Origin of the sequence: Plantibacter sp. CFBP 8798 (genome assembly GCF_014841195.1) — a bacterium.
Classification (GTDB): Bacteria; Actinomycetota; Actinomycetes; order Actinomycetales; family Microbacteriaceae; genus Plantibacter; species Plantibacter auratus.
The window spans coordinates 182962-207574 of sequence record NZ_JACYTS010000001.1 but is presented as its reverse complement, the minus strand read 5'-3'; the positions used below and the strand labels follow the sequence as shown (position 1 = coordinate 207574).

Here is a 24613-nt window from a genome sequence, read left to right as displayed (position 1 = left end):
CCGCAACTCATAATCGAGCGGCGCCGCACGGGGCGGCGCCGACCCGAAGGAGCGTCAGTTGTTGGTGAACCCGACGAGGAGGCCACCCGTGATCTTCACGCTGAGGTTGTAGAGCCCCGCGAGGAGCGCTCCCATCAGCGTGATGACGATGAGGTTGAGCAGCGCCACGATGCCGGCGAAGGCCATGACCTGCGGCAGGTTGACGTACTGCAGGATGTTGTTCCCCGGTCCGGCGATGTCGGTGAACAGGCCACCGACCTTCGTGAAGACACCGGTGGTGTTGAGCACGGTGTAGACGAGGAAGAAGAACACCACGATGACCACGGCGACCGCGATCGCCGCCAGGAACGACAGCTTCACCGCCGACCAGAAGTCGATGTACACCAGCTTCAGGCGCACCTGCTTGGTGCTGGTGCGTTTGGTCGACTTCTTGGCCAACTTCTCTGCGACGCTACTGCTCATCTACTTCTTCCTTCATCGCCGGAGTCTCGTCCGGCACGGATGCCTCGGGTTCTGCACCCTCCGGGGCGGCTGCGTCTGCAACCGTCTCCGGAACATCCTGGGTCTCAAGGTTTCGGTCACTGTTCTTGGCCAGCGCGATGATTCGGTCGCTCTCCGCGAAACGTGCGAAGACGACGCCCATCGTGTCGCGCCCCTTCGCTGGAACTTCGGCCACGGCAGACCTTACCACCTTGCCACTGGCAAGAACCACAAGGACCTCGTCGCTCTCGTCGACGATCAGGGCGCCCGCGAGGGTGCCTCGATCGTCGTTCAGCTTGGCCACCTTGATGCCCAGACCACCGCGGTTCTGGCCGCGGTATTGGTCGATGTTGGTGCGCTTCGCGTAGCCACCCTCGGTCACGACGAAGACGAAGGCCTCGCGTTCCTCACCCTCGACCGACGGCAGCACCGACGCCGAGAGCAGTTTGTCGTCGTCGCGGAAGTGCATGCCGATGACGCCGCTCGTCGCGCGTCCCATCGGTCGCAGGGTCTCGTCGCTCGCCGTGAAGCGGATCGACATGCCCTTGCGGGACACCAGCAGGACGTCGCTGTCGTTCTCCACGAGCAGCGCGGAGGTGAGCTCGTCGCCCTCGCGCAGGTTGATCGCGATGATGCCGCCCGAGCGGTTCGTGTCGTACTCCGAGAGCGCCGTCTTCTTGACGAGGCCGTCGTGCGTCGCGAGGACCAGGTACGTCGCGGCCTCGTAGTCGCGGATGTCGAGGATCTCGGCGATCTCCTCGTCGGGCTGCATGGCGAGCAGGTTGGCCACGTGCTGGCCCTTGGCGTCGCGGCCGGCCTCCTGCAGCTCGTAGGCCTTCGCGCGGTACACGCGACCCTTGGTGGTGAAGAAGAGGAGCCAGTGGTGCGTCGTCGTCACGAAGAAGTGGTCGACCACGTCGTCCGCGCGCAGCTGGGCGCCCTTGACGCCCTTGCCACCGCGGTGCTGCTGACGGTAGTTGTCGCTGCGCGTGCGCTTGATGTACCCGCCGCGCGTGACCGTGATGACCATCTCCTCTTCGGGGATCAGGTCTTCCATGTTCATGTCGCCGTCGAAACCGAACATGATCTCGGTGCGGCGGTCGTCGCCGTACTTGTCGACGATCGCGGTCAGCTCCTCGCTGACGATCTCGCGCTGGCGGACCGGCTTCGCGAGGATGTCCTTGAGGTCGGCGATCTGCGCTTCGATCTCGGCTGCCTCGTCGATGATCTTCTGACGCTCGAGGGCGGCGAGACGACGCAGCTGCATGTCGAGGATCGCGCTGGCCTGGAGCTCGTCGATCTCGAGGAGGTCCATGAGGCCCGTGCGCGCCTCGTCGGCGGACGGCGAGCGACGGATGAGCGCGATGACCTCGTCCAGTGCGTCGAGCGCCTTCAGGTAGCCGCGGAGGATGTGTGCGCGCTCCTCCTTCTTGCGGAGTCGGAACACGGTGCGGCGGACGAGGACCTCGACCTGGTGCGTCACCCAGTTGGTGATGAACCCGTCGAGCGGCAGCGTGCGCGGGATGCCGTCGACGATCGCGAGCATGTTCGCGCCGAAGTTGTCCTGCAGCTGCGTGTGCTTGTAGAGGTTGTTGAGGACGACCTTCGCGACCGCATCGCGCTTCAGCACGATGACGAGCCGCTGGCCGGTACGACCGGAGGTCTCGTCGCGGATGTCGGCGACGCCGCCGAGACGGCCCTCCTTGACGAGGTCGGCGATCTTCAGCGCGAGGTTGTCGGGGTTCACCTGGTACGGGAGCTCGGTGACGACGAGGCAGGTCCGGCCCTGGATCTCCTCGACGTTCACGACGGCCCGCATCGTGATGGAACCCCGACCCGTGCGGTAGGCGTCCTGGATGCCCTTGATACCGAGGATCTGCGCGCCGGTCGGGAAGTCCGGCCCCTTGATGCGCTGCATGAGCGCCTCGAGGAGCTCTTCCCGGCTGGCCTCGGGGTTCGCCAGGTGCCACAGGGCACCGTCGGCGACCTCGCGGAGGTTGTGCGGCGGGATGTTCGTGGCCATGCCGACCGCGATGCCGACGGAACCGTTGACGAGGAGGTTCGGGAAGCGCGCCGGCAGGACGACCGGCTCCTGGGACTCGCCGTCGTAGTTGGGCTGGAAGTCGACGGTCTCCTCGTCGATGTCGCGCACCATCTCCATGGCGAGCGGGGCCATCTTCGTCTCGGTGTACCGAGGGGCGGCCGCGCCGTCGTTGCCCGGTGAGCCGAAGTTGCCCTGGCCGAGCGCCAACGGGTACCGCAGGCTCCACGGCTGGACGAGGCGGACGAGCGCGTCGTAGATGGCCGTGTCGCCGTGCGGGTGGAACTGACCCATGACGTCGCCGACGACGCGCGCGCACTTGGAGAACGAGCGGTCAGGGCGGTAGCCGCCGTCGTACATCGCGTAGATCACGCGACGGTGGACAGGCTTCAGACCGTCGCGGACGTCGGGCAGGGCACGACCGACGATGACGCTCATCGCGTAGTCGAGGTAGCTGCGCTGCATCTCGAGCTGCAGGTCGACCTGGTCGATCCGTCCGTGCACGCCGTGGTCCTCGTCCGGGACCGTGATCTCGTCGTTGGTTTCGTCTGCCATGTGTCTACTGACTCTTTCGATTGCGGAGCTGAACGATCTTCGCTCCCCGAGCTTGTCGAGGGGCTATGTCGGTGCCGGACGGTCCTCGAGGCTGTCGCACTTCGACAAGCTCAGTGACCGGGCCGGCTAGATGTCGAGGAAGCGGACGTCTTTCGCGTTCTTCTGGATGAAGGTCCGGCGGGACTCCACGTCCTCGCCCATGAGTGTGGAGAAGATCTCATCGGCAGCCGCGGCGTCGTCGAGGGTGACCTGGAGGAGCGTCCGCGTCTGCGGGTCCATCGTGGTCTCCCACAGCTCCTTGTAGTTCATCTCGCCGAGACCCTTGTAGCGCTGGATCCCGTTCTCCTTCGGGATGCGCTTGCCCGAGGCGACACCGTCGGTGAGGAGGGCGTCGCGTTCGCGGTCGCTGTACACGTACTGGTGGTCGGCGTTCGACCACTTCAGGCGGTAGAGCGGCGGCTGCGCGAGGTACACGTATCCGAGGTCGACGAGCGGGCGCATGTAGCGGAACAGGAGGGTCAGCAGCAGCGTCGTGATGTGCTGGCCGTCGACATCGGCATCGGCCATGAGCACGATCTTGTGGTACCGCACCTTGTCGGGGTTGAAGTCCTCACCGATGCCGGCACCGAAGGCCGTGATCATGGCCTGGACCTCGTTGTTCGCGAGAGCGCGGTCGAGGCGTGCCTTCTCGACGTTGAGGATCTTGCCACGGAGCGGGAGGATCGCCTGGGTCTCCGGGTTGCGCCCCTGCACGGCGGAGCCGCCTGCGGAGTCACCCTCGACGATGAAGATCTCGGACAGCGACGGGTCCTTCGACTGGCAGTCCTTGAGCTTGCCGGGCATGCCGCCACCCTCGAGGAGGCCCTTGCGACGGGCCGTCTCGCGGGCCTTCCGGGCGGCGAGACGAGCGGTCGCGGCCTGCAGCGCCTTCCGGATGATCTCCTTGGCCTGGTTCGGGTTGCGGTCGAACCAGTCGTTGAGCTGCTCGCTGACGACCTTCTGCACGAACGCCTTCGCCTCGGTGTTGCCGAGCTTGGTCTTCGTCTGGCCCTCGAACTGCGGCTCGGAGAGCTTCACGGAGATGACGGCGGTGAGGCCCTCGCGGACGTCGTCGCCGGAGAGGTTGTCGTCCTTCTCCTTGAGGATGCCCTTCTCACGTGCGTAGCGGTTCACGAGCGTGGTGAGCGCCGCGCGGAACCCTTCTTCGTGGGTGCCACCCTCGTGCGTGTTGATCGTGTTCGCGTAGGTGTGGACGCTCTCGTTGTACGCCGTCGTCCACTGCATCGCGACCTCGAGCGCGATCTTGCGCTCGGTGTTCTCCGACTCGAAGGAGATGATCTCGTCGTGGACGAGCTCGGCACGCTTGGCCTTATTCAGGTACTCGACGTAGTCCTCGAGACCGCGCTCGTAGAAGAAGACGTCCTTGCGCTGCGAGTGTGCCGCCGAGTTGTCGTCGACGTCGTCGGCCTCGATGGCGTCGCGCAACGGACGCTCGTCGGCGAGCTCGATGCGGAGGCCCTTGTTGAGGAAGGCCATCTGCTGGAAGCGGGTCCGGAGCGTCTCGTAGTCGAACTCCGTCGTCTCGAACGTCTCGGCGGACGGCCAGAAGGTGATCGTGGTGCCCGTCTCGGAGGACGGCTCGTCCTCGTGGAGCGGGGCGTCGGGGACACCGTGCTGGAAGCTCTGGCGCCAGACCGAACCCTGACGACGGACCTCGACGGAGAGGCGCGTGGACAGTGCGTTGACGACGGACGAACCGACGCCGTGGAGCCCACCGGAGACCGCGTACCCGCCGCCGCCGAACTTGCCGCCGGCGTGCAGGATGGTCAGGACGACCTCGACGGTCGACTTCTTCTCCACCGGGTGGATGTCGACCGGGATGCCTCGACCGTTGTCGATGACGCGGACGCCGCCGTCCTCCAGGATGGTCACGAGGATCGTGTCGCAGTAGCCGGCGAGGGCCTCGTCCACGGAGTTGTCGACGATCTCGTAGACCAGGTGGTGCAGACCACGTGGACCGGTGGACCCGATGTACATACCGGGCCGCTTCCGGACGGCTTCGAGACCTTCGAGAACCTGGATGGCACTTGCGCCGTAATCAGAGTCTTGGGCGTGCGTGTTGGGTTCTGATGTCATAGGAAAAGAGGGCTCCAAACCGTCGAGATTCGACCGTTCCATCCTACCAAACAGACCCCGTGAAGCCGCGAGAAAACGCCCGTTTGAGGCACTTTTCCATGCCCGGAGGCCGTATTTGCCTCCCTAGCCGTAAGTATCGCGTGGACCACGCCCTGGGATCGACCTGGGGCCTCTTTTCCAGGAGGGTGCTCCGGGGCCCTGGAAACGGATCGTGTCGACACCGGCATCGGGATAGCGTTCGGCGATGCGGACGAGGATCTCATGGCGCATGTGCCGGAGTTGCGTCGCCCAGGCCGTGGACTGGCATTGGACGATCAGGACGCCGTCCGCGATCGACACCGGTTCGGAGTATCTGGCGGTGTCCTCGCCGCACAACTCCGCCCAGTTCCCGAGGACCTCGTGCTGAGCGAGCGGCGAGTTCCACCCGAGTCCGGCGGTCAGTGAATCGATGACCGTCCCGAGGCCCTTCGGGTCGCGACCGACACCGTACGGCACCGAGTCCTGCGGCCCCTCGGCCGAGCGTTCCCGACGCTTGCGATCACGGGAGACCCGTTCGCCGCCGAAGATCTCCTTGAACCGGAGGTACACCGTGGCGGAGAGTTCCCCCGCCGGGTCGGCGTCCCGTCCGAGTCGCCGCGGCTCAGTCATGCGTCGACTCCGTGGGGAGCGGCTCGTTCACTGGGCCGGCAGCCTCGTCCGGACCGTCCACGATCCGTCCGGCCTCGATGCGCACGACGTGCGCGGTGAACCGTTCGGGGACGTCGTCGAACACGGCCGCGGTGATGATGACCTGGTCGTACTCCGCGACCGCGGCCGCGAGGCGTTCCCGGCGACGCGAATCGAGCTCGGCGAAGACGTCGTCGAGGATGAGCACCGGATCGCCGAGGGACGAGTCGGCACGGAGGAGCTCGGCTGAGGCGAGTTTGGCGGCGAGCGCGAACGACCACGATTCGCCGTGGCTCGCGTAGCCCTTGACCGGCAGCCCGTTGAGACCGAAGAACACGTCGTCTCGGTGCGGTCCGACGAGCGTCAGGCCCCGCTCGAGTTCGGCCGACCGGCGCTGCGCGAGCGCCGCACGGAACCGTTCCGCGATGCGCGCCAGATCGACAGGGGCGCCCGGCTCCACGCCCTCCGTGGGATCGGCGGCTGCCGACTCGTCCTCGGCATCGGTGCCGGCGATACTGAGCACGGGCAGGAGGACCGGTCGGTGATCGTCGCCGGCCACGGCCTCGTACGCGGCACGCAGTGGCCCACCGAGCATGGCCAGGAGCTGCAGACGTTCAGCGATGATCTCCGTGCCGTACTGCACGAGTCGGTCGTCCCAGAGGTCGAGCGTCGCCAGGGGCCCGGACTTCAGCCCACGCGCCCTCGCCGATTTGAGGAGCGAGTTCCGCTGCTTCAGGGAGCGGTCGTAGTCGGCCATCACGCCGGCCAGCCGGGGGATCCGCTGCACGAGGAGCTGGTCGATGAACCGCCGACGCGCCGACGGGTCGCCGCGGACGATCAGGAGGTCCTCCGGGGCGAACAGCACGGTGGACACGTACCGCGGCAGTTCGCGCGGCTTGATCTGGGACCGGTTCACCTGGGCGCGGTTGGCCGAACCCCGGTTGAGTTGCACCTCGGCGAGCAGCTCACGACCGTCGTGCACGATGCGCGCCCTGATGATCGCTGCGTCGGCACCGTGTCGGATGAGCGCCTGCTCGGAGGAGACCCGATGGGACCCGAGGCTGCTGAGGTATCCGATCGCCTCGACGAGGTTGGTCTTGCCCTGGCCGTTGCGACCCACGAACAGATTGGGTCCGGGTTCGAGCGCCACGTCGACCACCGCGTAGTTGCGGTAGTCGGTGAGATTCAAGTGCCGCACGATCACCACGTCACCCTACCGCCTCGCCCTGACGCCGAACGGGTCGGGGCGCCGTCGGACGTCCGAGCGCGCCCGTCACGACGACGCAGGGTGAACGAAATCGACCCTCCAGCGAAGCGGAAGGCTCCGGGAGGGTCGATTTCGTTCGTCAGGAGACGTCGTGTCGTCAGTCGTCGGCCTTCTTGACCGCGTGACCGCCGAACTGGTTGCGAAGTGCGGCGACCGCCTTCATGGCCGGCGAGTCCTCCTGGCGCGACACGAAGCGGGCGAAGATCGATGCCGAGATGGTCGGGACGGGCACCGCGTTCGCGATGGCCTCCTCGATCGTCCAGCGGCCCTCGCCCGAGTCCTCGACGTAGCCCTCGATCTGCTCGAAGTCCGGGTCCTCCTCGAGGGCGCGGACGAGGAGCTCGAGCAGCCAGGACCGCACGACGGTGCCGCGCTGCCAGGCCTTGAAGGTGCCGGGCACGTCCTTGATGATGTCCTCGCGCTTGTCGAGGAGCTCGAAGCCCTCGGCGTACGCCTGCATGAGCGCGTACTCGATGCCGTTGTGCACCATCTTCGCGTAGTGGCCGGCGCCGACCTCTCCGACGTGGACGAAGCCCTCATCGCGCGGGCCTTCAGGACGCAAGGCGTCGAAGACGGGCATGACCCGCTCCACCTGTTCCTTGGAACCGCCGACCATGAGGCCGTAGCCGTTGTCGACACCCCAGACACCGCCGGAGACGCCGGCATCGATGTAGTCGATGCCCTTCGCCGACAGCAGCTCAGCGTGCTTGAAGTCGTCCGTGAAGCGGCTGTTGCCGCCGTCGATGATCAGGTCGCCGGCCTCGAGCAGGCCGTTCAGCTCCTCGACCACGGAGTCGGTGATGGCCCCGGCGGGGACCATGACCCAGACCGTGCGAGGTGCCGGGAGCGCAGCGACGAGGTCGCTGATCGTCGCGACGTCGGTGACATCGGGGTTCCGGTCGAAACCGGTGACCTCGATGCCGTTCGCACGCAGACGCGTGCGCATGTTGTTGCCCATCTTGCCGAGACCGACGAGACCGATGTGCATGGTGGATCCTTTGCGTGTCAGCGCAGCAGCAGGTTCGGCTGCAGCAGGTACTTGTAGCTGTCGGCACCCGGCTGATCCTTGGAGGATTGGCTCGTGATGAGCATGGGTCCCGGCTTGTTCGTGTTCTCCGTCTTCGTGAACGAGAACCGCACGTACTCGCTCCGGACCGCGGTCAGACCGTCGATCAGGAACTGCGGCTTGAGGGAGAGCACGATGTCGTCGCCGGTGAGGAGGGCGTCGATGCCCTCGGATGCCTGCGCCTGCTCGGATCCGACGGCTTCGAGCGTGAGGCCGTCGATGGTGAAGGTGAAGCGGAGGGCCGCTTCGCGCTCGAGGACGAGCGACATACGCCTGGTCGCCTCGATGAGTTCCGCGGTGTTGATGATCGCGTAGTTGTCGGTCGTCTCGGGGAAGAGCCGCTTGACCGGCGGGAAGTTGCCCTTGATCAGCAGCGAGGTGACCGTCTTGCGGTCGGCCCGGAACGCGATGAGCTCGCGGTCGTCACGATTCGTGATCGCGACGTTGATGTTGCCGCTGTGGCCGAAGGTCTTGCCGACCTCCTGGAGCGTGCGGGCCGGCACGAGGGCGGTGATCGTCTCGCTGGAACCGTCGCCCTGGCCCGAGTCCCAGTCGATCTCGCGGACCGCGACGCGGTAGCGGTCGGTCGCGACGAGGCTGAGGCTCGTCTTGGAGACCTCGAGCTGCACGCCGGTGATGACCGGGGTCACGTCGTCGCGGCTTGCGGCGACGGCGACCTGGCTCACTGCGGTGGCGAACTCATCGGCAGGCACGAGGCCGAAGTCGGCGTCGACCTGAGGGATCGTCGGGTACTCCTCGACGGGCATCGATCCGAGCGTGAACCGGGCAGAACCACAGGTGACCTCGATGCGGTTCTCGACCTTGCTGAACCGGACGGGCGCGTTCGGAAGGCGGCTGGCGATCTCCGAGAGCAGCCGACCGTTGACGAGTGCCGTGCCGGCCTCCTCGACCTCGGCCGCGATGCCGGTCTGGCTGGAAACCTCGTAGTCGAAGGAGGACAGGATGAGACCATCGTCACCGGCTTCGATGAGGATGCCGTTCAGGATCGGCAGCGTCGGGCGCTGCGGGAGCAGCTTCACTGCGAACGAGACGGCTTCGCTGAATACATCCCGGTTGACGCTGAATCGCACGACAAGTCCCCTGTCTCTGGCTCTCGATGACGTCACCAATGCTAGTGGGTCTGCTTCCGAGGTCGGGTGGGACGAGGTGCTGTGGAGAAGCAAGCCTGGGGAAAGGTTGTTTGGCGGAGAGATCATTGAATTAACGGTTAACAGTCTTAACCGGTGTGGAAACTGTGGATAAGTCCGCCGAACCCGCTCGAACACAGGGAACTACATGTGTGTAACTTGGTGGCAGCCTGTGGAGAGAACGACGCGAGGGTGTGGGACGCGGAGGCGGGTGAACGGTGTTCACTCACAAGCGTGCCCGGAGCTTCCACATCCCTCCACAGGTTATCCACAGGGCTGCGAGGCCGGAATGTGGACAGATCGGACGCGGATCATGTCGTCGAATGAGCGCTCGTCGTCGCCTGATGAACGAAATCGGCCCCTCGAGCGCACCGAGTGCGTCGAGGGGCCGGAAACGTTCATCAGGACGCCTCAGGCGCCGTAGCGGTTCCCCGGTCCCCGAGCCTGTCGAGGGCCCTTCGACAAGCTCAGTGACCGAGTGAGGCTCAGTGAGCGAACAGGGGTCAGGCGCCGTAGCGGAGGTTCTGCTTGATGCGGCTCGTGAGCTCGGTCACCTGGTTGTAGATCGAGCGCTTCTCCTGCATGAGGTCGGTGATCTTCCGGTTGGCGTACATGACCGTCGTGTGGTCCCGGTTGCCGAACAGCTGACCGATCTTCGGGAGCGAGAGGTTCGTGAGCTCGCGACAGAGGTACATCGCGATCTGCCGCGCCGTCGCCACGGCCTGCGACCGACTCGAGCCGTACAGGTCGTCGACCGAGAGCTTGAAGTAGTCGGCCGTGGTGTTGATGATGTCGATCGGCGAGATGACGTTGTCGTCGTCGAGGCTGATGACGTCCTTCAGCACCGTCTGGGCCAGCGTCATGTCGACAGCGGTCCGGTTCAGGCTCGCGAACGCGACGACCCGGATGAGCGTGCCCTCCAGCTCACGGATGTTGCTCGACACCTTGGTGGCGATGAACTCGAGGACCTCGTCCGGGATGTGCAGCTTCTCGTTCTGCGCCTTCTTGCGCAGGATCGCGATGCGGGTCTCGAGGTCGGGAGCCTGGACGTCGGTGATGAGTCCCCACTCGAAGCGTGAACGCATCCGCTCTTCGAAGCCGGTGAGTGCCTTCGGCGGCAGGTCGCTGGTGATGACCACCTGCTTGTTGTGATCGTGGAGGGTGTTGAAGGTGTGGAAGAACGCCTCCTGCGTCTCCGCCTTGCCCTGGAGGAACTGGATGTCGTCGATCAGCAGGATGTCGATGTCGCGGTACCGCGACTGGAAGAACGAGCCGCGGTTGTTGGCGATCGAGTTGATGAAGTCGTTCGTGAACTCCTCGCTGGACACGTACCGGACGCGGATCCCCGCGTAGAGGTTCATCGCGTAGTGGCCGATGGCGTGGAGGAGGTGGGTCTTGCCGAGCCCGGAGTCGCCGTACACGAACAGCGGGTTGTAGGCCTTGGCCGGCGCTTCAGCCACGGCCACCGCGGCCGCGTGCGCGAACCGGTTGGACTGGCCGATGACGAAGTTGTCGAAGCTGTACTTCGGGTTGAGTCGGGTGTCGTTCTCGCGCGCCGGCAGCGTGGGCATCGGGGTCAGCTGCGGCTGCGGTGACTCGAGCGGCGCCGGGTCGATGTGCTGGAAGCCGGTCTGCTCGTACCGTTCCTCGACGATGTCGGGGTTGACGACGATCGCGTAGTTGCCGACGGGACCGCCGTCGACGATGGACGCGAGTGCGGCGAGGATCGGTGCCCGCATGCGCTGGTTGAGCATGCCCATCGTGAACTCGTTGGGCACCTCCAGGTAGAAGGTGCCGCCCATGATGCCCTTGGGGACGATGAGGTTGAGGAACCCGCGGAGTGGCGGGGTGATGCGGTCGTCGACGGAGAGGATCTCGAGCACCGATTGCCAGGTCTCAGCGATCGCATCGTCGGCGTCCGACATAGTTCTCCCCACACATACTCACAGGTTCATCCACAGGCTCTCCCCTGAGTATTCGGGGCTGAGCGCGGTGCTATCCACACGCTGTGCATAACCCGAGGGCTTACGCTAACAACACGTCGCCCCAGTCCCAAATCACTGTACGGCCGCCCTGCGTGTCACTGCTACAATTTCTGAGAATCCTGTGGATAATCATTCGTTTGGGCGCCGCCGGTTTGACCTTCGCGCGAGTAGACCGTAGGTTTAATCAGTTGACTTCTGCCCACGGGCACCCTTCCGTACCCTGCTGCCACCTGTGCAGTGGTGGGTCATGATCCGGAGATCGTAATTATGAGCAAGAGAACCTTCCAGCCGAACAACCGTCGTCGCGCCAAGAAGCACGGCTTCCGTCTGCGCATGCGCACGCGTGCCGGCCGCGGCATCCTGTCGGCTCGTCGCGCCAAGGGCCGCACTGAACTCTCCGCGTAGAGCCGTCGTGCTCGAGCGTGCGAGCCGGATCACGTCCGGCGACGACTACCGAGGGGTAGTTCGTCGCGGGTCCCGGTTCGTCGGCGAGCACACGGTCACGTACGTACGCATGAACCCGAAGGGCGGACAGCCGCGCTTCGGGTTCATCGTTGCGAAAACGGTCGGAAACGCAGTGACCCGCAATCTCGTCAGACGTCGCTTGAAGGCCATCTGCCACGACAGCGTCGTTCACGCTGCCCGCGGCGCTGACGTGGTCATCCGTGCGCTGCCGTCTGCAGCGACGGCTCCGTTCGCCTCGCTCCATGCCGAGGTCGATCGAGCCTTCGCCAAACGCGGCGTCGTCGCCGAGGCTGCGGACGCGCACCGATGAACGGCGTCATCGCTGCCACCTGCCTCGCGCCCCGCAATGCTGCGGTGCTGGCGCTTCGCGGGTATCGCGCCGCGATCTCCCCGCTGTACGGCGACGTCTGCCGGTATTACCCCAGCTGTTCCGCGTACGCTCTGGGAGCGGTGCAGCAACACGGTGTCGTCGTCGGTTCGGCGATGGCAGCGGCGCGCATCGCGAGATGCCACCCCTGGGCAGCACCTCGTTTCGACGAGGTACCGCCCAAGAAGAACTTCCGGTACAGCGTCACTTCTCACGGATTTGTCGTGCAACCGAGCCACGGAAAGGGCTGACCCGCACCTATGGACATCATCGGCACAATTCTCTGGCCGCTCAAGTGGGCGGTCGAGCTGCTCCTCGTGGGCTGGCACCTGCTGTGGACGGCCATCGGACTCGACCCCGCGGCCGGTCTCACCTGGGTGCTCTCGATCGTCGGGCTCGTCCTGGTCGTCCGTGCGGCACTCATCCCGCTGTTCATCAAGCAGATCAAGAGCCAGCGCAAGATGCTTGAGATCGCGCCGCAGATGAAGAAGGTGCAGGAGAAGTACAAGGGCAAGCGCGACCAGGCCAGCCGTGAGGCGATGTCCCGCGAGACGATGGAGCTGTACAAGAAGCACGGCACCTCCCCCGTCAGCGGTTGTCTGCCGCTGCTCGTCCAGATGCCGATCTTCTTCGCCCTGTTCTCCGTGCTCAACGACGCCCAGAAGAGCAAGGCCGGCGTCGGTCCCCTGAACGAGACCCTCGCCGTGCAGTTCGGCGACGCGAACCTGTTCGGGATCGCTCCGCTGCACACGAGCATGCAGGCGGCACTCGCCGGCAACCCGGTCAACTGGGCGGTCGTCATCATCGCCGCCGTCATGGTCATCCTCATGTGCGCGTCGCAGTTCATCACGCAGCTGCAGATCGTGTCGAAGAACATGTCGGCCGAGACGAAGGCCAGCCCGCAGTTCAAGCAGCAGCGGATCCTCCTCTACATCCTGCCGTTCGTGTTCCTCTTCTCCGGCTTCGCCTTCCCGCTCGGCGTCATGTTCTACTGGCTGACGTCTAACGCGTGGACGATGGTGCAGCAGTTCCTCGTCATCCGGAACATGCCGACGCCTGGTTCCGACGCTGCGAAGGCTCGGGAGGAGCGTCTCGCGCGGAAGGGCAAGCTCATGACGCCGAACGGCGACGTCATCTCGATCTCCGAGGCGCCGGTACCCGAGAAGAAGACCCCGACGCAGCGCCAGCAGCCCATGGGCAAGGCGCGTGCGAAGAAGCAGCAGACCGACGGACGAGACAAGTAGGAGTATCGGTGACTGACCAGGAACTGGCCCCGGCCCAGGACGAAGCACCCACCATCACGCAGCTCGAAGAAGAGGGCGACGTCGCAGCGGACTACATCGAAGAGTTCCTCGACATCTGCGACATCGATGGCGACATCGACATCGATGCCCGCAATGGTCGTGCGTACGTGTCGATCGACTCCCCCACGGAGAGCAACCTGCGTCTCCTCTCGCGTCCCGACACGGTCAACGCGCTGCAGGAGCTGACCCGCCTGGCTGTTCAGAACCGCACCGGTGGCTTCTCCCGGCTCATCCTCGACATCGGCGGATCCCGCGAAGCGCGTCAGCAGGAGCTCGGCGCCCTCGTGGAGCGAGCGGTCGAGCGCATCGAGGCTGGTTCCACCGAGGCGGCACTCCCCCCGATGTCGAGCTACGAGCGCAAGCTCGTCCACGACATCGTGTCGGCTCGCGGCTTCGTGTCCGAGTCGCACGGCGAAGGCCGCGACCGTCACACCGTCATCACCCGCGGCTGACGCGGCCTGATCGTTTCACGTGAAACTGCGATGACTGACGTGCCTGCAGGACTCGAACCGGAACCGGCGGAAGCGTCCGAGTTGTTCGGTGACCGGATCGATGTCGGTCGTGCATTCGCCGCGAACCTGGCGGAGTTCGGTGAGCCACTCGGGCTGATCGGGCCCCTGGAGCTTCCGCGTCTCTGGACGCGCCACATCCTCAACAGCGTGATTGTGGCTCCGCTCCTTCGTCCCGGCAGAGTTGGGGATGTCGGCACTGGCGCGGGGCTGCCTGGACTGGTCCTCGCGATCGCCCGGCCGGACGTCGAGTTCGTGCTCATCGAGCCGATGGAACGTCGAGTCGCCTGGCTCAACGATCAGGTCGGAGTCCTCGGGCTCGAGAACGTCACCGTCGTGCGAGCGCGCGCTGAGGAGGTTCGTCTTGATGAGCCCCTCGACCAGGTGACCGCGCGCGCGGTCAGTGCGCTCCGCAAGTTGCTCCCCCTCACCGCTCCCCTGCTTCGGGACGGCGGAGAGCTGGTCCTCATGAAGGGTGCCGGCGCGCAGGCGGAGGTCGATGCATCGACCAAGGAGCTTCGCAAGTACCGGGTCTCCGGTGTCGAGGCTCGAACGCTTGGCGAGGGCGTTCTCGCGGAGCCGACCCGAGTCATCGTGGGAACCGTCCGCGGCTGAGGTCAGTCGGGAACGCTCGGGCCTCCGCGAGGGGCACCGCAGACAATCTTCCGCGGCTTGCGAGCTCTCGGGAGAATGGCTCCTGACGAACCGGCCCGGAACCTGCGGCCAATTCAGAGGTCCTGAGTTCGTCAGGAACGATTCTCCGGTCTAATTTGACACGAATCTGGGGTGCCGGGTGGGCCGGATTCGAGTGTTTTCTGACGTTTGCCAGCGGTAATGCTTCTGGTATCTCATATATGTTCTTCACTTGGCCTGTAGCCCCAGTCTTGTGACGCGGCGCCGGCACCGCGATCGACGGGCGGCGATGCTCCGCGCTCCGGTGGTCGGCGCACCCAGACGTCCATGCTGTTGTGCGCGGTGGCCGGCCAGCTAGCTGCCTTTTCGGAGATGATGGACGAGTGCGGGTGGCAACGGTGGACCTCCCAGGTTGGTGATCCGGTCGGGCTTGTCGGGGATCTGTGGTCCCGAGGCTTTCCTTGGTTGCAGGGAAGATGCATCGCCCCGTTCCCGTCCCACACGTTCAACGGACTCGCGGTGGTGCATCACGTGGCGGACCTGTCGTTGGAGACCTGCTGCGAGATGCGGATTTCGCCAGTTCCTCAGGTGCCTGCGGGCCGACTGGCGCCCGACCGTTGGCAGGCTCATGTCCACCGTCGGGTCGGTGCTGTCTGAGGTGCTGGGTGATTTGCCGGCCGGAGAAGCAGAGGATGATCTGCCTACCGCTATCGCGTGCGTCGAGGGCGCCCCGTTCTAGGAGGTTCTGGCGCGGTGCAGTGCGTTCACATCGGAGCACGCCGTGCTGCTACTCCGCGCTCTCCCGGCGGCGAGGTACCGTGCACGGCGCCCACTCTGCGTAACGATGTGTCGAAGTGCGCCGGCACTGCGGAGGTCGTACTCGTGACTCCTGTGAGCTTGGAAGGAGCAGGCGTATTCCCGATCGACGATGCATGATTATGCACCCAGATAGCCTCGGCGGAGCGTGCTTGCCGCCGGAAGTGTGAAATTGCGGGACGTTTCACGTGGAACGTGGGAGCGATGCCACTCGCTGGAGTCCTTCGTTCTCAGGAGTGGTTCCTGTCGGCCTGGAGTCGTGTGATCCAGTTCACTCAGTGCGTGCACGCCCAGGGAGGCCGTCGTGCCGGGACCGGCGCGGTGTTCGATGTTTCACGTGGAACATGGGTGGCGTTCTGCTCCTGCGTGGCTGTTACGCGGTGGTGCAGACGAGTTGAGTTCGACGAGCACAGTGCGCGGTAGCAGGCTGGCTTGCGCTCGAGATCACACCCATCGGTTGCGTTGGTCCTGTCGAGAGGGTTTCACGTGAAACAGCGGCCGGGTACGACGGACCGGGTGTGAGATCGGACCGGTTGCGTGATACTTCGTCGATACCGCTCCCCCAGTGTGGGATCACACCGGTGAGGCGGATTGCGGGCTGTGGCCAGGGGCTGCGAAGACGCCTATCGATATGAGCCGTCCGACGGCTCGGCGTGCGCGACGTCTCGGTTTCACGTGAAACGTTGGCGCGGACTCGTGCCTGTTGTGCAACTCTCCACCATACGAGCGTGTGGGACTGGGGCCTGTGGATAACTCTGTGGACAGTTCTGGCGCGCAACCGCAGGAACTGGTGATCCTCTGCGAAGAAGGGCCCCCGCCCGGCCCACCACCGCACTGTGGCCAACTCGGACCGGGGCGAGAGCCCGGACGTGCCGGGCCCGGAGTGGGACGCGCGGGTACGAACTTCCGCGGAAAAACGCGGATCTCCGCCTGATTGCAGAGCAACCTCCCACATGGTTGTCAACACATGTCCGCCGGTCTCGTCTCGGGTTGATCTGACCAGCATCGACCTGCACGCCTGGGGCTCGCGCAGTTGCGCGGGATCGGCCACGCCGGTGCCCTGTGGATAACCCTGTGGACGCAGGAGGGGGAGGTGTCCCTTCTGGGCACCATCCGGGACGTTCGAAGATATGCGGGTGTCGCAAAACGGCGCTCGAGGGCCTCCGTCCGTACGCACTCCCCCGATCACTGTCGGAGATCGCTCCCCTGGCGTCAGCCCACGCTGGTACGGTTGAAGGACACGTTTCGAGCAAGAAGGTTTCACGTGAAACAACCCGAACCAACGCATTCCGCGGCTCCCGAGCGCGACTCCGTTGGTAGCGCCTTCGACGCGTCCACGCCGTTGGCTCGCGAGCTCCACCATCTGACTGAGAGGCGTAAAGCCTTGGCTCACGCAACCCTGCCGACGCCCGACCACACTCGGGTCTTCACGGTCTCCAACCAGAAGGGTGGAGTCGGCAAGACGACGACCACCGTCAACATCGGCGCCGCCCTCGCTCGTTCGGGCGCTCGTGTCCTCGTGATCGACCTGGATCCCCAGGGGAACGCGTCAACTGCACTCGGTGTCGAGCATCACTCGGACGTCCCGAGTGTCTACGACGTCCTGATCGACGACTTCCCCCTGGCCGATGTCGTCCAGCAGAGCCCCGAGTTCCCCACGCTGTTCTGCGCTCCCTCGACGATCCATCTCGCCGGCGCGGAGATCGAACTCGTGTCACAGGTCGCGCGTGAGCACCGACTCCGCACGGCGCTCGAACAGTTCATCCAGGACGCCGAAGAGCCGTTCCACTACGTCCTGATCGACTGCCCGCCGTCCCTCGGCCTCCTGACGATCAATGCCTTCGTCGCGGCCAAAGAGGTACTCATCCCGATCCAGTGCGAGTACTACGCGCTCGAGGGCTTGAGTCAGCTCCTCAGTAGCATCCAGCTGATCCAGCGGCACCTGAACCCAGGGCTCGCCGTCAGCACCATTCTCCTAACGATGTACGACGGGCGCACCAACCTCGCGCAGCAGGTGGCCCAGGACGTCCGAGACCACTTCACCGGGCAGGTCCTCGAGTCGGTCATCCCACGAGCGGTGCGCATCTCCGAAGCCCCCAGCTTCGGGCAGAGCGTCATCAGCTACGACCCCACGTCACTCGGCGCGGTGTCCTATCTCGAAGCAGCGGCGGAGATCGCCAACCGATGGGCCGCAGGCTCCTCCGATACACCCAATACGAACCACCCTGAGGGAGTCAGTCACTGATGGCAACGAAACGAACTGGACTCGGTCGCGGGATCGGAGCACTCATTCCGACGACGAGTTCAGACTCGCAGGCGAACCGTCCCGTCGACGTCTTCTTCCCCGACAACCAGGGCACTGCCCGCAAGGCGGCGAAGGACGCGGCTACTGCTGCCGCGGACGCCGCAGCAGCAGAGGCGGCGGCAGCCGACGCGCCCACTGCACCGGACGCCGCTGCGCCCACGACAGATGGGCCGCAGCTCGTGGCCGTCCCCGGTGCCCGGCTGGCGTACCTCTCCCCCGAACTGATCGTGCCGAACGCCAACCAGCCGCGCACGGTCTTCGATGAGGACCACCTCGCCGAACTCGTCACGAGCATCCGTGAGGTGGGCGTGCTGCAGCCGATCGTGGTCCGACCGATCCCTGGCGACGACGAACGATACGAACTCATCATGGGTGAGCGCCGTCTACGCGCCTCCAAGGAGGTGGGTCTCGACCGCATCCCCGCGATCATCAAGGACACCGCCGACGAAGACATGTTGCGCGATGCGCTGCTCGAGAACCTGCACCGCTCGGAGCTGAATCCGCTCGAGGAGGCTTCTGCATACCAGCAGCTCCTGGCCGACTTCGGAATCACCCAGGACGAGCTTGCAAACCGCATCGGTCGTTCCCGCCCTCAGATCAGCAACACCATCCGCCTGCTCAAGCTGCCGGCGGCCGTGCAGCAGCGCGTCGCGGCCGGTGTGCTGAGCGCCGGACATGCTCGCGCCATCCTGTCGCTGACCGATCCTGAGGCACAGCAGCGCTTGGCCGACAAGATCGTGAACGAGGACCTGTCGGTTCGCGCGGCCGAGGCTGCTGCGGCTCAGGGCGTTCAGGCGAAGAAGCCGCGTCCGGTGGCCGGATCGCGACGCGGACAACTCGATGAGATCGCAGACCGCCTCGGCGACCGCCTGAACACCCGCGTGAAGGTGACGCTCGGTGCGAAGAAGGGACAGATGGTCGTGGAGTTCGCGACCATCGCCGACCTCAACCGCATTCTGAGCGAGCTTGGCGAGTCAGGATTCGGTCAGTCTTCCTGACGCTGTTTCACGTGAAACATGGGCCGTTCGGCCGCGGGGTCCCGTATGCGCTTCGCCAAGCTCAGGGACCAAAGCGGTGGAATCCGTGGATTGGCGGACAGCCACCCCATCTCGGCTACGGAGCTCTTCGAAGCGCGGTGCGGGTGCACTGTGATTGATAACCCCTGATCAAAGCGACAATTCGGGGTGTTTCACGTGAAACTCGCTCGACAGCGAAAAACCGCCCGGCTCAGATGAGCCGGGCGGTTCCGTGGTTCAGAAAAACCTGATCAGGCGAGGAAAGCCGCGAGATCCTTCTCGAGTGCGGCCTTCGGCTTGGCGCCGATGACGGTCTGCACGACCTCGCCACCCTTGAAGACCTTCATCGCGGGGATGGAGGTGATCTGGTACTTCATGGCCAGGTTCGGGTTCTCGTCGACGTTCAGCTTGAGAACGGTGATCTTGTCGCTGTTCTCGGAGCCGATCGTGTCGAGGATCGGGCCGACCGCGCGACACGGACCGCACCAGGCGGCCCAGAAGTCGACGAGGACGGGCTTGTCGCTGTTGATGACCAGTTCGTCGAACGTGGCCTCGGTGACTGCATCTGACATGAGTGTTCTCCTTCGTGGTGGCCAGGCCGACAGCCTGGCCGTCGATCAAACGGTGGTGGTGAGCACGGGGTCGGCCGGCTGCGGACGACCGGCCGTCTGCGCTTCGCCGATGGCCGACGCTTCCCCAGCAGCCTGCTCGAGGTCTGCGAGGTAGTGCTCCGCGTCGAGGGCGGCGATGGTGCCGCTGCCGGCTGCGGTGATGGCCTGTCGGTACGTGGGGTCGATGACGTCGCCCGCGGCGAAGACGCCGGGGAGGTTGGTCTTCGACGAGCGGCCCTTGACGGCGATCGTGCCCTCGGGGGCGAGCTCCAGCTGGCCGTGGATGAGGTGCGTGCGCGGGTCGTTGCCGATCGCGATGAAGAGGCCACCGAGCGGCAGGTGTGTCTCGGTGCCGTCGGTGGTCGAGCGCAGCGTCACGCCGTCGACCGCGTCGGCGCCGGTGATGCCGGCGACTTCGCTGTTCCAGATGAACTCGATCTTCTCGTTCGCGAACGCACGGTCCTGCATGATCTTCGACGCGCGCAGGGTGTCCTTGCGGTGGATGACGTACACCTTCGACGCGAACCGCGTGAGGAAGGTGGCCTCCTCCATGGCGCTGTCGCCGCCGCCGATGACCGCGATCGTCTTCTCCTTGAAGAAGAAGCCGTCGCAGGTGGCGCACCAGGACACACCGTGGCCGGAGAGTCGCTCTTCGTCGTGCAGGCCGAGCTTGCGGTAGGCGGAGCCGGTGGCGAAGATCACGGTGTGGGCCTCGTGCACCTGTCCGTTGCCGAGGGTGACCGTCTTGACGTCGCCGTCGAGCTTGAGCTCGGTGACGTCGTCGTAGAGGACCTCGGTGCCGAACCGCTCTGCCTGCTCCTGGAGCTTCATCATGAGCTCGGGGCCCTGGATGCCCTCGGGGAAGCCGGGGAAGTTCTCGATCTCGGTGGTGTTCATGAGCTCGCCGCCGGCCTCGACCGATGACGCCACGAGCAGCGGCTGCAGCGAGGCGCGGGCAGCGTAGATCGCCGCCGTGTAGCCGGCGGGTCCTGATCCGATGATGATGACCTGACGCACGATGCTCCTCAGTGGTTCGTGGGCTCCCGGACCAGGTGGGTTCCGGGGTTCCGAGTGGTGTAACACATCCTAACCGGCCGCTATTCCGCTCCCCCCGGCGCCTCGGGCAGCTCTCAGCCGGTGTGCGTGAGGTGGCGTCGACCCGTGGGTGTCAGCGCCCGAACCGGGCGAGGACGGGCGCCAAGGCCGCCTTGAGCTCCGGCGTGCGGAGGAGGGCGAGCACCGCGAGGTACACGGCGGCCATCGCCGCCCCGACGACGCCCATGGTGACGATGGCGCCGGGGATCGTGGCGGTCGGGAACCCCTCCTCGCTGACACCGCCGAGCAGCAGCAGCACGACGACGCCGACCACAGCCGCAGGCACGGCGGCGGCGATGAACCGGACCAGGCTCAGGACGATACGTCGGCCGTCGAGACCCCCCAGCCGGCGCCGGAGCAGCAGTGCGGCGACAACGGTCTGTGCGATGCACGCGATCGTGATGGCGAGCGCGACGCCGGCACCCACCAGATGCGGTGGGAGGACCAGGAGCACGATCAGCGCCAGGAGGACGAACAGGAGGGTCTGGAACAGGGTGAAGAAGAAGGGTGTCTTCGTGTCTCCGAGGGCGTAGAAGGCGCGCTGGAGGACGAAGAGGATGCAGAAGGGCACGAGTCCGATCACGAACGCGATGATGATGCCGCCCATCGCCTGCGCCTGTTCGAACGTCTCGGCGAAGACACTGCCGAACGGCACGGCGACCACCATGATGACGGCCGCTGCGAGCACGATGAGGACGCTCACGACGCGGATGGCCCCGGAGATGTCGGCCTGCAGCCGCGGGATGTCCCGTCCGCGATCGCGTGTGCCCTGTGCGTGCTCGCTCATCCGCGTGAAATAGGCCGTCGCGATCGAGACGGTGATGATCGAGTGCGGGAGCATGAAGATCAGCCAGGCGTAGTTGAGGATCGCGACCGAGGGTCCCTGCTTGCTCACGGAAGCGACGATCTGGGTCTCGACGATCCCCGCACCGGTCGTCAGGAGCAGCATGCCGAAGGTCCAGCTGGCGATCCGCCCGGTGGCCCGGAGGCCGACGCCTCGCCACTGGAAGTCCGGTCGGAAACGCAGTCCGGCCCGACGCCAGAACAGCATGAGGAAGGCGGCTTGGACGACGACGCCGAGGGTGGCGGAGCCTGCGAGGAGCACCGTTCGACTGTCGGTCCACTCGCTGACCGCGAGGTCGCCGCTGCCGTACAGCGTGATGAAGGCGATCAGCCCGGCGATCGCGATGACGTTGTTGAGCACCGGTGCCCAGGTGAACGGCCCGAACATCTTGCGTGCGTTCAGGACCTCGCCGAGGACGGTGTAGAGCGCGTAGAACAGGATCTGCGGGAGACACCAGTAGGCGAATGCCGTCGCGAGCGCGAATTGATCAGGCGACAGCGTCGCGGCGACGATGAACACGAACACGGGTGCGAGCAGGGTGATGAGCGCGGTGGCCCCGCCGATGAAGACGAGGGTGATGGTGACGAGCTTGTTGATGTACGCGTTGCCACCGTCGGCATGGATCCCCGCACGGACGATCTGTGGCACGAGCACGGCGCTGAGCACGCCGCCACCGATGATGACGTAGATCGTGTTCGGGAGCTGGTTGGCGATCGCGAAGGTGTCGCCGATGACCAGGACGCCGATGGCCTGAGCCACGAGGATCGCCTTGACGAAGCCGAGCAGTCGGGAGACGAGGGTTCCCGAGGCGAGGAGCGCGCTCGCCCTGCCGATGCCGTCAGCCATTCGTCTCCTGTCGTCCGGGTGACGACTCTACCGGGGGCTCACCGCCGGGGGGCTGACCGCTGTCCGGAGCATCTGTGGGGGCGGCGGACGTGGCACCCGAGCCGCGTCGCTTGGCTCGTCGGGTCACCACCATGCGGACCACACCGCTGACGAACAGCAGAGCGACGAGTAGGGCGAGGACGACGGCACCGATGCCCTCCCAGTCGGCGCGGACGTTCACGCCCACGAAGGACTGTTCGCCGATTGCCTGCCCGCTGGTGCTGAAGAGTTGCAGACGGAGGGTGACGTCGCCGTTGCCGATCTGCGACTGCACGGGGACGAGCACGGTGGCGCGCGAGTCCGCGGCGATCTCCTGCGTCACGGAACCGGAGATGCTCAGTCGACCGTTGCTCGGCGAGGCCTCCATGACCACGGTGACGGGATAGGGCAGGTCATTGCGCACGGCGAACGGCAGGGACACCTCGCCGCCGACCATGTTGATGCGACTGCTGTCGGTGACGCGCACCGACGCGAGGACCGTGTCCGTCCGTTCCTGCTGCGCGGTCACCGCCGATCCCCAGTCGCCCTCCGTACGCAGCCAGCCGGCCGCGAGGCTGGAGAGCAGGGTGGCGCGCTCCCGTCCGGTCAGCAGCTCGGGTTCGTCGAGCACCGAGGAGAAGGCGGTGACGTCCTGTTCCTCGTCGAGAAGGACCTGCACGTCGGACACGCGTTCGCTGTCGGGTGCCATCGCCCCGAGCGTCGCCGCGGCAGGGGGCTCGGCGAGCGTCGCCGCCAGGGAGGTCTGCGTCGTGGCCGGCAGGGAGCGGAGCGCGCTCACGGTGTCGGCGAGGGCGGGCAGGGTCGCGTCCACTCCCCGAGGCAGCACGGCGACGACCGTTCCGCCGGACGAACCCTCGGTGCCGATGGCGGCCGCCCGCGCGTTCACGTCGGCGATGGCGCTCTCGAACGCGGCGTCCGTCGTGGCGGCGGCGGCGTCGCCCAGTGACTCGGCGAGGCCGTGGTCGGCCAGCAGCGTCTGCGCCGTGCCGACCGCCGTCGAGGCGCGCACGGACTGTCCGGTGTCGGTCGTGTTCGCGGAGTCGAGCAATGTGACCGTTCCGCCCGATGCGGCGAAGACGGCGAGATCCGCATCGGTCACCGCGCCTCCCGCCCACACGATGCTGGGGAGCGAGTAACTCCACCTGAGGAGCTCGTCCATCGTCGGAACGGTCGGCACCGCCTGGCCGGGCGTCTCGGAGGGGCTCGGTGTGGGTGCCGGTTCCTCCGACGGAGTGGCTGCCGCCGATGGTTCGGAGGACGTGGCCGGTGAGGAGCCGGCCTGCGGAGTCGGCTGGACGTCGTCGGGCCCGGTGGTCGGCGACGCGGTCGGGGTGGGCGTCTCGGTCGGCTGCACGACGGGGAAGTCGGCGACGTTCAGGGCGAAGGAGAACGAGCTCGGGGTCAGCAGTCGGTCGAGGCCGGCTTCGGCCTGCACGGCGGGTTCGGCGTCGCCGTACTGGAGCGCGAAGGTCTCGTTCGGAGCGGCCTCGAGGCGGGCGAGCCAGGCGACGGCGCTCTCCGGTGCGCGCGTGCCGAGCGCCCGGATGGACGCGATGATGCGTGGGTCGATCCCGAGCGCGATCTGCTCGCCGAAGAGTGCGTCGAGCTGCGTCGTGAGCGCGCCGTCGTCGGCCGTGAGCTCGGTGAGTTCGTCCGCATCGAGGAGTCCGCCGTAACTGAGCGGCACGGTGAGCGGGGCGACGAGCGCGACGGTGGCTGACGTGGGCTGTCCTTGCGCCCGCCAGACGAGCGCCGTCCGACCGCCGGCCGCCGTGTCGCCCGCGACGTAGCCGGCTGAGACGCCGTAGGAGCCCCACGCGTCGGTGTCGTCGAACCCCAGCGCCGGAGGAGTGAAGTCGAGCCCGCTGACGACGTACTGCTGCCCGGCGATGAGCTCGGGGATGTCGATCGTCCGCACCACGGTGGTGCCGGCGGGGGTCGCGGCCGCGTCCGCACCGGTCGTGTCGAGCCAGGCGTCGAGCGCCGCCGTGCCGGTGATCCGCGCCGTGGTGATCGCCACGGACACGGAGCCGGCGGGGAGATCGGCGTCGGTGCCGTTCGTGAGCGTGATGCCGAACGAGGTGAGGGACGAGGGTTCGACCGCTCCCCCGTCGCTCGGACTCACCTCGACGGACAGGAGGCCGTCGGGAGTCGATGCCGTGTTCGCGCTCAGCTCGGGCGAGGCGATCGCGCTGGAACCCGTGGACCATCCGCCGGCGGACACCACGGCGAACGACAGCGCGGCTGCTGCGAGGGCGCTGAGGAGGCGTGGGCGGTGGCGGTGGCGTGTCATGGGCGGTGGGGACGGTCCGCTCGGGCGGAGCCGTCCGGTGACGATTGTACGGGGGCCTCCCAGTCGAACCTGGATGCTTGTGCGCTGTACGACGCCGATGCGACGTCGGCGGAGGTGTGAGGCGGC

At 66.2% G+C, this 24613-nt stretch carries 20 protein-coding genes; 8 read left to right on the top strand and 12 right to left on the bottom strand.

Annotated features, from left to right (window positions below; all coding sequences use genetic code 11):
• Positions 1–54: 54 nt before the first annotated feature.
• The 8 genes from IFU30_RS00960 to dnaA all read right to left on the bottom strand — a co-directional run bounded on the left by IFU30_RS00960 (position 55) and on the right by dnaA (position 11284).
• Positions 55–462 (bottom strand): DUF3566 domain-containing protein, encoded by a 408-nt coding sequence (locus IFU30_RS00960; RefSeq protein ID WP_056010202.1) that lies wholly within the window; start codon positions 460–462, stop codon positions 55–57.
• Positions 452–3076 carry a DNA gyrase subunit A gene (gene gyrA, locus IFU30_RS00955; protein ID WP_192004003.1) on the bottom strand — a complete coding sequence of 875 codons (2625 nt, stop codon included), beginning with the start codon at positions 3074–3076 and terminating at the stop codon, positions 452–454. The genes IFU30_RS00960 and gyrA overlap by 11 nt, the downstream gene beginning before the upstream one ends.
• A 126-nt stretch (positions 3077–3202) precedes the next feature.
• Positions 3203–5212: a DNA topoisomerase (ATP-hydrolyzing) subunit B gene (gene gyrB / locus IFU30_RS00950; protein ID WP_064294034.1), complete on the bottom strand. Its 2010-nt coding sequence runs from the start codon at positions 5210–5212 to the stop codon at positions 3203–3205.
• Positions 5213–5335: 123 nt separating this feature from the next.
• On the bottom strand, positions 5336–5860 hold the full coding sequence (locus tag IFU30_RS00945; protein WP_137242931.1) for a DUF721 domain-containing protein: 525 nt from the start codon (positions 5858–5860) through the stop codon (positions 5336–5338).
• Complete coding sequence (gene recF / locus IFU30_RS00940; RefSeq protein ID WP_192004002.1) at positions 5853–7082, bottom strand: DNA replication/repair protein RecF; 1230 nt, start codon at positions 7080–7082, stop codon at positions 5853–5855. The genes IFU30_RS00945 and recF overlap by 8 nt, the downstream gene beginning before the upstream one ends.
• Positions 7083–7242: 160 nt before the next feature.
• Complete coding sequence (gene gnd / locus IFU30_RS00935) at positions 7243–8133, bottom strand: phosphogluconate dehydrogenase (NAD(+)-dependent, decarboxylating) (RefSeq protein WP_064294036.1); 891 nt, start codon at positions 8131–8133, stop codon at positions 7243–7245.
• A 17-nt stretch (positions 8134–8150) separates the two neighbouring features.
• Positions 8151–9302, bottom strand: a complete 1152-nt coding sequence (gene dnaN, locus IFU30_RS00930; RefSeq protein WP_064294037.1) for a DNA polymerase III subunit beta — start codon at positions 9300–9302, stop codon at positions 8151–8153.
• 560 nt (positions 9303–9862) lie between these two features.
• Complete coding sequence (dnaA, locus tag IFU30_RS00925; protein ID WP_192004001.1) at positions 9863–11284, bottom strand: chromosomal replication initiator protein DnaA; 1422 nt, start codon at positions 11282–11284, stop codon at positions 9863–9865.
• Between the two features lie 327 nt (positions 11285–11611).
• Here dnaA and rpmH point away from each other — a divergent pair, with 327 nt between their 5' ends.
• From rpmH to IFU30_RS00885, 8 genes are all read left to right on the top strand, one after another.
• Positions 11612–11749: a 50S ribosomal protein L34 gene (gene rpmH / locus IFU30_RS00920; protein WP_056010217.1), complete on the top strand. Its 138-nt coding sequence runs from the start codon at positions 11612–11614 to the stop codon at positions 11747–11749.
• Positions 11688–12119, top strand: a complete 432-nt coding sequence (gene rnpA, locus IFU30_RS00915; protein ID WP_342450780.1) for a ribonuclease P protein component — start codon at positions 11688–11690, stop codon at positions 12117–12119. Before rpmH ends, rnpA begins: the two co-directional genes overlap by 62 nt.
• Positions 12116–12427 (top strand): membrane protein insertion efficiency factor YidD, encoded by a 312-nt coding sequence (gene yidD / locus IFU30_RS00910; RefSeq protein WP_192003999.1) that lies wholly within the window; start codon positions 12116–12118, stop codon positions 12425–12427. Before rnpA ends, yidD begins: the two co-directional genes overlap by 4 nt.
• A gap of 9 nt (positions 12428–12436) precedes the next feature.
• Positions 12437–13420, top strand: a complete 984-nt coding sequence (yidC, locus tag IFU30_RS00905) for a membrane protein insertase YidC (protein ID WP_064294040.1) — start codon at positions 12437–12439, stop codon at positions 13418–13420.
• An 8-nt stretch (positions 13421–13428) separates the two neighbouring features.
• The gene (locus IFU30_RS00900; protein WP_064294041.1) at positions 13429–13932 is read left to right on the top strand and encodes a Jag family protein; all 504 of its coding nucleotides are present in this window, start codon (positions 13429–13431) and stop codon (positions 13930–13932) included.
• Positions 13933–13962: 30 nt separating this feature from the next.
• Complete coding sequence (rsmG, locus tag IFU30_RS00895) at positions 13963–14604, top strand: 16S rRNA (guanine(527)-N(7))-methyltransferase RsmG (protein WP_192003998.1); 642 nt, start codon at positions 13963–13965, stop codon at positions 14602–14604.
• 2098 nt (positions 14605–16702) lie between these two features.
• Positions 16703–17683 (top strand): ParA family protein, encoded by a 981-nt coding sequence (locus tag IFU30_RS00890; protein WP_441005540.1) that lies wholly within the window; start codon positions 16703–16705, stop codon positions 17681–17683.
• Positions 17683–18741: a ParB/RepB/Spo0J family partition protein gene (locus IFU30_RS00885; protein WP_124767830.1), complete on the top strand. Its 1059-nt coding sequence runs from the start codon at positions 17683–17685 to the stop codon at positions 18739–18741. The genes IFU30_RS00890 and IFU30_RS00885 overlap by 1 nt, the downstream gene beginning before the upstream one ends.
• Before the next feature lie 269 nt (positions 18742–19010).
• On the opposite strand, the gene trxA is transcribed toward IFU30_RS00885, so the two are convergent.
• The 4 genes from trxA to IFU30_RS00865 all read right to left on the bottom strand — a co-directional run bounded on the left by trxA (position 19011) and on the right by IFU30_RS00865 (position 24487).
• Positions 19011–19331 (bottom strand): thioredoxin, encoded by a 321-nt coding sequence (gene trxA, locus IFU30_RS00880; RefSeq protein ID WP_064294045.1) that lies wholly within the window; start codon positions 19329–19331, stop codon positions 19011–19013.
• Positions 19332–19376: 45 nt separating this feature from the next.
• The gene (gene trxB / locus IFU30_RS00875; RefSeq protein ID WP_086472471.1) at positions 19377–20387 is read right to left on the bottom strand and encodes a thioredoxin-disulfide reductase; all 1011 of its coding nucleotides are present in this window, start codon (positions 20385–20387) and stop codon (positions 19377–19379) included.
• Positions 20388–20538: 151 nt separating this feature from the next.
• Positions 20539–22155, bottom strand: a complete 1617-nt coding sequence (gene murJ / locus IFU30_RS00870; RefSeq protein ID WP_192003996.1) for a murein biosynthesis integral membrane protein MurJ — start codon at positions 22153–22155, stop codon at positions 20539–20541.
• Positions 22148–24487, bottom strand: coding sequence for a DUF6049 family protein (locus IFU30_RS00865; protein WP_192003995.1), 2340 nt, complete (start codon positions 24485–24487; stop codon positions 22148–22150). The genes murJ and IFU30_RS00865 overlap by 8 nt, the downstream gene beginning before the upstream one ends.
• Positions 24488–24613 lie beyond the last annotated feature (126 nt).

Excerpts from the sequence above, each read along its gene's own strand:
- rpmH (WP_056010217.1), top strand. The coding sequence starts at position 11,612 with ATGAGCAAGAGAACCTTCCAGCCGAACAACCGTCGTCGCGCCAAGAAG.
- gyrA (WP_192004003.1), bottom strand. The coding sequence starts at position 3,076 with ATGGCAGACGAAACCAACGACGAGATCACGGTCCCGGACGAGGACCAC.
- gnd (WP_064294036.1), bottom strand. The coding sequence starts at position 8,133 with ATGCACATCGGTCTCGTCGGTCTCGGCAAGATGGGCAACAACATGCGC.
- IFU30_RS00960 (WP_056010202.1), bottom strand. The coding sequence starts at position 462 with ATGAGCAGTAGCGTCGCAGAGAAGTTGGCCAAGAAGTCGACCAAACGC.
- trxA (WP_064294045.1), bottom strand. The coding sequence starts at position 19,331 with ATGTCAGATGCAGTCACCGAGGCCACGTTCGACGAACTGGTCATCAAC.
- IFU30_RS00865 (WP_192003995.1), bottom strand. The coding sequence starts at position 24,487 with ATGACACGCCACCGCCACCGCCCACGCCTCCTCAGCGCCCTCGCAGCA.
- yidC (WP_064294040.1), top strand. The coding sequence starts at position 12,437 with ATGGACATCATCGGCACAATTCTCTGGCCGCTCAAGTGGGCGGTCGAG.
- dnaA (WP_192004001.1), bottom strand. The coding sequence starts at position 11,284 with ATGTCGGACGCCGACGATGCGATCGCTGAGACCTGGCAATCGGTGCTC.
- IFU30_RS00945 (WP_137242931.1), bottom strand. The coding sequence starts at position 5,860 with ATGACTGAGCCGCGGCGACTCGGACGGGACGCCGACCCGGCGGGGGAA.
- rsmG (WP_192003998.1), top strand. The coding sequence starts at position 13,963 with ATGACTGACGTGCCTGCAGGACTCGAACCGGAACCGGCGGAAGCGTCC.
- IFU30_RS00885 (WP_124767830.1), top strand. The coding sequence starts at position 17,683 with ATGGCAACGAAACGAACTGGACTCGGTCGCGGGATCGGAGCACTCATT.
- gyrB (WP_064294034.1), bottom strand. The coding sequence starts at position 5,212 with ATGACATCAGAACCCAACACGCACGCCCAAGACTCTGATTACGGCGCA.
- yidD (WP_192003999.1), top strand. The coding sequence starts at position 12,116 with ATGAACGGCGTCATCGCTGCCACCTGCCTCGCGCCCCGCAATGCTGCG.
- murJ (WP_192003996.1), bottom strand. The coding sequence starts at position 22,155 with ATGGCTGACGGCATCGGCAGGGCGAGCGCGCTCCTCGCCTCGGGAACC.